The following is a 1,153-nucleotide window of genomic DNA, read 5'->3' as shown; positions in this document are numbered from 1 at the left end:
CCGGAGGGGCAGCACTATCTGGAAATTCCATACCGTACCTTGTCGCACCCGGCTGTCACCCTCTGGGAACAACGGCAGGCGCTGGCGAAATTGCGGCAGCAAGGGCGCGAACAGGTGGATGAGTCGGCGCTGTTCCGCATGATCGGGCAGATGCGCGAAATCGTGACCACTGCGCAGAAAGCCACGCGCAAGGCGCGGCGCGACGCGGATCGACGCCAGCATCTCAAGTCAACGGAACAACCTGTCAAAACCACGCCACCAGCGGACACGGACATGGCAGACCCGCAGGCGGACAACCAGCCACCTGCCAAACCGTTCGACCAGATTGAGGAGTGGTAGCCGTGGACGAATATCCCATCATCGACCTGTCCCACCTGCTGCCGGCGGCCCAGGGCTTGGCCCGTCTCCCGGCGGACGAGCGCATCCATCGCCTTCGCGCCGACCGCTGGATCGGCTATCCGCGAGCAGTCGAGGCGTTGAACCGGCTGGAAGCCCTGTATACGTGGCCAAACAAACAACGCATGCCCAACCTGCTGTTGGTCGGTCCAACCAACAACGGCAAGTCGATGATCGTCGAGAAGTTCCGCCGCGCCCACCCGGCCAGCTCCGACGCCGACCAGGAGCACATCCCGGTATTGGTCGTGCAGATGCCGTCCGAGCCATCGGTGATCCGCTTCTACGTCGCGCTGCTCGCGGCGATGGGAGCACCATTGCGACCGCGCCCACGGCTGCCGGAAATAGAGCAACTGGCGCTGACACTGCTGCGCAAGCTCGGTGTGCGTTTGCTGGTGATCGACGAGCTGCACAACGTCCTGGCCGGCAACAGCGTCAACCGCCGGGAATTCCTCAACCTGCTGCGCTTCCTCGGCAACGAATTGCGCATCCCGCTGGTCGGTGTGGGCACACGCGACGCCTACCTGGCCATCCGCTCGGATGACCAGTTGGAAAATCGCTTCGAGCCGATGATGCTGCCGGTGTGGGAGGCCAACGACGATTGCTGTTCACTGCTGGCCAGCTTCGCGGCTTCGCTCCCGCTGCGGCGACCTTCGTCGATTGCCACGCTGGACATGGCTCGCTACCTGCTCACGCGCAGCGAGGGCACTATTGGCGAGCTGGCGCACCTATTGATGGCGGCGGCCGTGGCCGCCGTGGA

The 1,153-nt window shown here is 64.2% G+C and carries 2 protein-coding genes; both read left to right on the top strand.

The genetic code is table 11. From position 1 onward, the window contains the following. Positions 1 to 339 (top strand): hypothetical protein (locus ACZ4Z4_RS38310; RefSeq protein ID WP_468338541.1); only part of this gene is annotated, 339 nt, incomplete at its 5' end. 2 nt (positions 340 to 341) lie between these two features. Continuing rightward, on the top strand, positions 342 to 1,153 hold an 812-nt coding region (locus ACZ4Z4_RS38305; RefSeq protein WP_468338538.1), incomplete at its 3' end, for a TniB family NTP-binding protein.

This window comes from Streptomyces sp. NPDC030245 (assembly GCF_055572995.1).
The sequence above is the reverse complement of the archived record's forward strand: the minus strand, read 5'-3'. Positions and strand labels throughout refer to the sequence as shown.